Annotated in this window: 4 protein-coding genes and 1 rRNA gene; 3 read left to right on the forward strand and 2 right to left on the reverse strand. The window is 47.7% G+C overall.

All coding sequences use genetic code 11. From position 1 onward, the window contains the following. The first annotated feature begins 84 nt into the window (after positions 1–84). From B5D35_RS00750 to B5D35_RS00760, 3 genes are all read left to right on the forward strand, one after another. The gene (locus B5D35_RS00750; RefSeq protein ID WP_078750720.1) at positions 85–2,658 is read left to right on the forward strand and encodes a family 20 glycosylhydrolase; all 2,574 of its coding nucleotides are present in this window, start codon (positions 85–87) and stop codon (positions 2,656–2,658) included. Positions 2,659–2,959: 301 nt separating this feature from the next. Beyond that, on the forward strand, positions 2,960–3,634 hold the full coding sequence (locus B5D35_RS00755) for a response regulator transcription factor (protein WP_078750721.1): 675 nt from the start codon (positions 2,960–2,962) through the stop codon (positions 3,632–3,634). After that, positions 3,618–4,919 (forward strand): sensor histidine kinase, encoded by a 1,302-nt coding sequence (locus B5D35_RS00760; protein WP_078750722.1) that lies wholly within the window; start codon positions 3,618–3,620, stop codon positions 4,917–4,919. The genes B5D35_RS00755 and B5D35_RS00760 overlap by 17 nt, the downstream gene beginning before the upstream one ends. Positions 4,920–4,946: 27 nt before the next feature. On the opposite strand, the gene nagE is transcribed toward B5D35_RS00760, so the two are convergent. Both nagE and rrf read right to left on the reverse strand, forming a co-directional pair. Continuing rightward, positions 4,947–6,401 (reverse strand): N-acetylglucosamine-specific PTS transporter subunit IIBC, encoded by a 1,455-nt coding sequence (nagE, locus tag B5D35_RS00765; protein ID WP_078750723.1) that lies wholly within the window; start codon positions 6,399–6,401, stop codon positions 4,947–4,949. A 561-nt stretch (positions 6,402–6,962) separates the two neighbouring features. Further along, positions 6,963–7,078 (reverse strand): 5S ribosomal RNA (gene rrf, locus B5D35_RS00770). Positions 7,079–7,269: the final 191 nt, after the last annotated feature.

The following is a 7,269-nucleotide window of genomic DNA, read 5'->3' on the forward strand; positions in this document are numbered from 1 at the left end:
ATCTTCCAATGACTAAATTATCAGTCATATCAGATCCTACGCTTCAAGAGATTTATTTTGATGAGTAAATTTAAGGAGCTACAGATGTTAAAACGCGTTTTACTCGCCACAGCCATTTCTGGTGCACTGGCGTCACCAAGCTATGCTATTTCTTCTCAAGCATTATCGCAGTTGGGCGACGGCATCGACCTGACGTACGCGGTTTTAGACAACCAACAAAACGAATGGCGTACTTTCAAAGGCGAAATCACGCTACAAAATGGCAGTTCGACTGCTTTACCTGCCACTGGATGGGCTATCTACTTCAGTCATATTCGCATGATGCAGCCACTAACAAACAGCGGCCTGACAGTCACTCACGTGAATGGTGATATTTTTAAAATTGAACCTACTGATAGCTTCAAATCACTGGAGCCAGGTCAGACACTGACGATTGAGTTTGAGTCAGAGTTCTGGCAAATCGCCAAAACAGACATCATGCCGAACTGGTACCTAGTGTCTGATAGCGGTGAAACTGCATTGATTGCGAGCACGAGCAATAACATTGATGGAAACGTGCCGACAAAAGCCGGAGAAGAACTGCCGTTCGTTGCAGACTTTGACAGCGAGCTAAAATGGAAACGCTATGGCGGTAGCATTACAGATTTTTATGACCCGTTTACAGCAGCTGATCGCTATGCCAGAAACAGCGACTTAAGCGAATTAGCAAACGCAAAAGGGGTTATCCCTACTCCAGCTTCTATTGTCTTGGGCGACAGTGATATTGCAATAGATTCATCTTGGGTTGTGGTTTTTGACAATGGTTACCAAAGCCAGGCTGAGTTTCTCGCCAACCAATTTGGGCTAACAGCTGTTCCTTGGACACCTAACCAGTCCAAAGTCATTCATGTCGGCTGGGGACAAGTTAGCATTGATGGCCAACCAAAGTGGGAGGAAGCATACAGCCTAACGGTATCGCCTTCTGCAGAAAGAATCGACATTGATGCTGTCGATCCTGCCGGTGCTTTGTATGCCGCGCAATCACTTCTTCAGCTAACCGACGGTAATATCATCCCTGAAGTTAACATCTCTGATGCACCACGTTTTGCGTATCGTGGGCTTTCGATAGATGCTGCACGAAACTTCAGAACCAAAGACTCTATCCTTGAGTTACTGGATCAGATGGCAGCTGTCAAACTCAACAAACTGCACCTTCGCTTAAGTGACGATGAAGCATGGCGTATTGAAATTCCAGCTTTGCCAGAATTGGCAGATATCGGCTCCCAACGATGCCATGATCTCAGCGAAACAACGTGTGTATTGCCATTCCTCGGTGCGGGTCCTGACGGCACTGCTGAATCAAACGGCTACTACACCCAAGCTGACTACAAAGAGATTCTTGAAGCAGCTAATGCCCTGAACATTGAAGTGATCCCTGAAGTGGACATGCCTGGCCATGCACATGCTGCTATTAAAGCCATGGAAGCGCGCTATGAGAAGCTCGCAGCACAAGGTGATATGGTTGAAGCCAACGAGTACCTATTGAGCGATCCGGATGACACGACAGAATACCTGTCAGTGCAAATGTTCACGGATAATGCAATGAACGTTTGTATGGATTCAACCTACAACTTTGTTGATACCGTCGTGGGTTCTCTGGTTCAACTTCACCAAGACATTCAGCCACTAAAAACATTCCACTTCGGTGGTGATGAAATTGCTGGTGCATGGACAGATTCACCGATTTGTCAGGCTTTCTTAGCAAACAATAGTGCCGGCATTACAACGGTCGATGAGCTCAGCCAGTACTTCGTTGAGCGAATCTCTGTGATCACAGCCAATCACAACCTTGACCTCGGTGGCTGGGAAGACGGCTTGATGCATAACAACGTCGTTTACCCACGTGGTGAAGTTGCCAATACAAAAGTCAGCGGCAACGCGTGGCAAAACATTTGGGAATGGGGCGTAGCTGATCGAGCCTATAACCTTGCGAACAATGGTTATGGTGTAATTTACAACCAAGCTACCCACTTCTACTTTGACCACCCTTACGAGCCAGATCCAGAAGAGCGTGGCTACTACTGGGCTCCCCGCTTTACCGATACTCGTAAATCGTTTGGCTTCATGCCTGATGACCTGTACGCAAATGCAGACTTTACCCGAGCAGGTGCGCCCATCACCAAAGAAGAAGTGTTAAATGCCGCGGGTGTAAAAACGCTAGAGCGTCCAGAAAACGTGCTTGGCCTTCAAGGCTCGGTATGGACAGAAACCATTCGAACAGAAGCGCAATTTGAAGGAATGACATTCCCTCGCGCAATTGCATTGGCTGAGCGTGCATGGCACACCGCACCTTGGGAAGCACATGATGCAGACGGTAAGCTTGTTGATGACGCAGCCCGCACAGCAGACTACAACACGTTTGCTAATCTAGTGGCTCAAAATGTCATGCCTAACCTTGAAGCCAATGGCATTGCTTTCAACCTGCCGGTTCCTGGTGGGATTATTGAAAGCGGCGTATTGAAAGCAAATAGCGCGTTCCCGGGTCTTGCTATCGAATACTCTGTAGACAATGGTCAAAGCTGGTTGATTTATAACGCCGAGCAAGCACCTTCTGTCTCCAATGCATTGATTCGCACTGTGTCAGGTGATCGCTCAAGCCGTGTTGCTGAAGTGAAGTAATCACCACTTTCTTACCAATACCGCCTCGGTTAGCAATGACCGAGGCGTTTTTTATTTTGGCGCGAAAGCATGGTTAAAAACCTCGTGAAATGGATTTTTTCCAACCTTAACAATTATTAACCTTCCCTCAATCCGTTTTTAATCCAATCTCAGTTAAGCTGTTTTCACGTCAGCCGTAACAGACTGGCGAATCAGTTCCCCCAAACTGGTGTTGGCTCGCATTCCTGATGCGAGCCAGTTTTTATTCTTTATTCCGCATATGCTTGAAAACGTACCATATTCCGTGAACTACGGAGGAAGCATGAAAATACTCATCATTGAAGACGACTCAACCACGAGAGACTTTATCGCCAAGGCTTTAAATGAACACGGCTATGCCGTCGATATTGCTGAAGACGGGCGCAGCGGATTGATGATGGCACTTAGCAGCCAATATCAATTGGTGATCCTCGATCGCATGTTGCCAAATTTTGATGGAATGAAGGTACTGTCTGCACTTAAATCAGCCGAGCCAGAGTTACCGATACTGATCCTTAGTGCTCTCGATAGTGTCAAAGACAAGGTCGAAGGCCTGACCGCAGGCAGCGATGACTACCTGACTAAACCCTTTGCACTCGCTGAGCTGATCGCCCGCGTAGATATCATTATCCATCGTGCGCACAGGCAAAGCCCCGTCAACAGTGAAATGACTTACGACTGCCTGAAGCTCGACCTAAAGACGCACACGGCCTACTGCCATCACCATCAATTGACCTTGCAGCCTAAAGAGTTTCGTCTTCTACAGTATTTTATTGAACACAGTGAACAAGTCGTTTCCCGTATGCGTCTTTTCGAGGCAATTTGGAGCTATCACTTTGATCCTAAGACCAACGTGATTGACGTTCACATCGCCAACTTAAGGCGAAAGCTTGAAGACGCAGATTGCGCAGATATGCTTCATACAGTGCGTGGAGCAGGTTATGTTCTTCGCCGATAACTACACCCTGACGCGTTCGTCAGTATTCAAAACCCTTGTTGGGCTTTTTCTGTTCATCGCCCTGATCAACGTCGTTGTGATTTATCAGGTTTATACCGGCTCAGAAGCCTTTCACCGAGAGCGACTGACTCAGCAACTCAATGATGAGATCTCTGAGTTTAAGTTTGCCGCCAAATCGAATCGTGACGAGGTAGAGCAGCTTCTCGCCGCAAAGAAAACCCGTGAACGTTTGTTTTACTATCAGCTCAGAGACAGTCCTTCCGTGCAAGTGGGTGAGTACCCCATACACCGTCTTCCTCAATCCAACACCCAGATCCCGCTAGCCCCCGACTACCATTTGGAAGTTCGCGTTGATCCATCAAAATTGGAAGCCTTCCGCCATGCACTTGTTCCTATCGTGTTTTTCGGTAGCTTGTTACCCATCGCATTAATGCTCGTTGTTGCCTTTTCCTTCAGTGTTCAGATACAGGCAAGACTGGAGCGTGTTAACCGCGCTATGAACCAGTTTGTCTGTGGTGAGAGCAACGTAAAACTGCCCGTTTCCCGCCGCGATGACGAGTTCGACATCCTCGCCATTCATCTCAACTTTATGATTGAGCAAATGACGAAAAACGAAACCACACTGCGCTCGCTCACAACGGGTCTCGCCCATGACATGCGAACACCAATGGCCAGATTAAAACTCCGATTAGAAAAAACGCTCGACAGCCCTGCACTTGCCCCCGAGCAAGCGAAGAACATTGGAGCCTGTCATGAAGAACTCGAATTATTGCTCTCTATGTTCAATAGCATGTTGGAGATTGCCAAACTCAATACCTTAGAAACAGAGATAGAAGAACAACGCGTAAATCTAGGCTTAGTGACTCAAGACGCCATCGAATTTATTCAGCCTCTGGTTGAACAAAAACAACAAACACTCACCTTTAGGCAAGATCAGGAATGCCAGCTGAAAGGTGATCGTTCTTTGCTTTTTCGGGCTGTATTTAATTTGATTGAGAACGCTGTGAAATATACGCCGGAACACGGCACCATTGAGGTGGTGGTGGATAGCTATGGGGTCGTGGTTGCCGACAATGGCATTGGAATCAGTGATGAAGACAAGCTAGCGGTTTGCAGACCGATGTATCGCGCAGACAAAAGCCGGACTGAATCCGGATGTGGATTGGGGTTAGCTCTGGTCGACGCCGTCGTAAGTCGACACAGAGCCAATTTGCTGATTCGAGATAATCACCCGGGAACACGGGTTCGGATTTTATTGGACCCCATCCGAACCCACGTAATTTAACGCCAACACTCGATCTCAACGCTTCGTTTACGCTGAGCCCTTCGCAGCTCCCTGCGCCATCGCTTGCGCGATAAGTTCCGCCTCTGTACCGACAATGACCTGAAGGTTCTTCTCCCCTAGCTTCACAACACCCATGGCCCCAAGCTCAGTTAAGGTTTCTTCATCAATCTGACTGACATCTTTCAGTGTCAACCGAAGACGAGTAATACACGCATCGATACTGACGAGATTACTTCTGCCGCCTAACGCATTAACGTACGCTTCTGCACGGTCGTCGACGGGCAATAACTGTTGTTTTGCTTCAACACTTTCTCTACCCGGTGTTTTCAGGTCGAATTTTACAATGGCAAACCGGAATACAGCATAGTAAATCGCGGCAAAACAAAGCCCTTGAACAATCAACATGTAAGGCTTGATGGCAAGCGGCAAGTTGAACGACAACACGAAGTCAATCAAACCACCGGAGAAGGTAAAACCTGCGAACCACTGCATACTCGCCGCAATAAATAGCGACAAACCCGTCAATAGCGCATGAATGACATAAAGCACGGGAGCAACAAACATAAACGCAAACTCAATCGGCTCAGTAACGCCCGTTATGATTGCAGTGACAGCCGCCGCCCCTAAGATACCGCCAACTTTGGCTTTATTTTCTGGTTTTGCACAATGGTACATCGCCAAACATGCTGCTGGTAAGCCATACCCCATCACTGGGAAGAAGCCTGCTTGATACATGCCTGTCACACCTAACTCACCCGTACCTGACCAGAATTTGGAAATATCACTGATCCCGACAAGATCAAAGATAAACACTTGGTTCAGCGCATGGTGAAGGCCTACTGGGATCAACAGACGGTTAAAGAATCCATAGACACCCGCGCCAACTGCCCCCATGTCAGAGATAGCCACGCCAAAGTTAACCAGTGCACCGTAGACAGTCGGCCACACATACACCATAAGAATACTGATACCAATTGCCGAAAACGAGGTAACGATAGGGACAAATCGGCGACCATCAAAGAAGCCAAGAGCGGTAGGCAGTTGAATCTTGTGAAAACGGTTATATAAGACTGCCGCAACAATCCCCATTAATATGCCTGTAAACGCACTGACTGCAGCCCCAGAAGCGATGACTTGTGCCTTCGACATGTCTGAAACCGCGACCCCCGTAATTTGGGAAATAACGTTAATGTTACCCACTATCATTTCGACGATGAGCAAGCCTAATAGGCCAGAAAGAGCTGCTGCCCCGTTGTTATCTTTCGCCAAACCATAAGCGACTCCAGCTGCAAATAGCCAGGCTTGGTTATCCATGATCCCCTTGCCACCAAATACCAAGATGGTCGCAAGCGGGCTGTTCGCACCCCAACCGCTTGGGTCTATCGCATAGCCTAGCCCCAGCATTAAGCCACCGGCTGGTAACACGGCTATGGGCACCATCAGTGCCTTACCGACTTGTTGCAAATACCCTAAAATATTCACGTTTCACACTCCTTCCATTCAATCCGTTAGGCCATTTCTGAACAAAATAAAAATGACAACATCAGACTATGAGGAGCGCGATTAACGCGACCTTTTAACTACATTAACAAAAATTAATATTTGGGATATTTAGGTGGTAGAGATTCCAAATATCAAAAATTTAGTAGGGTAGCGTTCATTTTGAGAGGCAGGCAGACGCACTTTTCAGTACATACAAACGCAAAAAGGCTATCCTTGCGGATGGCCTTTTTGACTGTACTTTTTGCCTTCATCTTTTTCTTAAAAAGACGAAAACGAATTAGGAGCGTGGCGATGTCCTACTCCACATGGGGGTGGAGAAAGCACGTTGTAAGGCGCATGCGCCGAGTGCTTTTGGAACGAGAGCAGCTATGCTGCGAACTGGAGTGCCCCGCGAACGCGGCGGGCGACCGCGAGGTGGGACACCACCTCGCATACAGGCGAAGAGGCCATCCAAGAGGAATGTTTTAACCTGTGATGTTTCTAAATCCCATATACGCAAAAAGGCCATCCTAACGGATGGCCTTTTTGACTGTATTTGAAGCCTGGCGATGTCCTACTCTCACATGGGGAGACCCCACACTACCATCGGCGCTGTTACGTTTCACTACTGAGTTCGGCATGGAATCAGGTGGGTCCATAACGCTATGGTCGCCAAGCAAATCTTATTGTGTTCCCCGCTTATCGCGAAAAACTAAAATCTGGGAAATTACTGACCAGTGTCTCTACACATTCAATGTTCTTACTTGAGTCCGCTAAAACCCCTTGGGTGTTGTATGGTTAAGCCTCACGGGCAATTAGTATCAGTTAGCTCAACGCCTCGCAGCGCTTACACACCTGACCTATCTAC

Origin of the sequence: Enterovibrio nigricans DSM 22720 (assembly GCF_900167155.1) — a bacterium.
GTDB classification, from domain to species: Bacteria; Pseudomonadota; Gammaproteobacteria; order Enterobacterales; family Vibrionaceae; genus Enterovibrio; species Enterovibrio nigricans.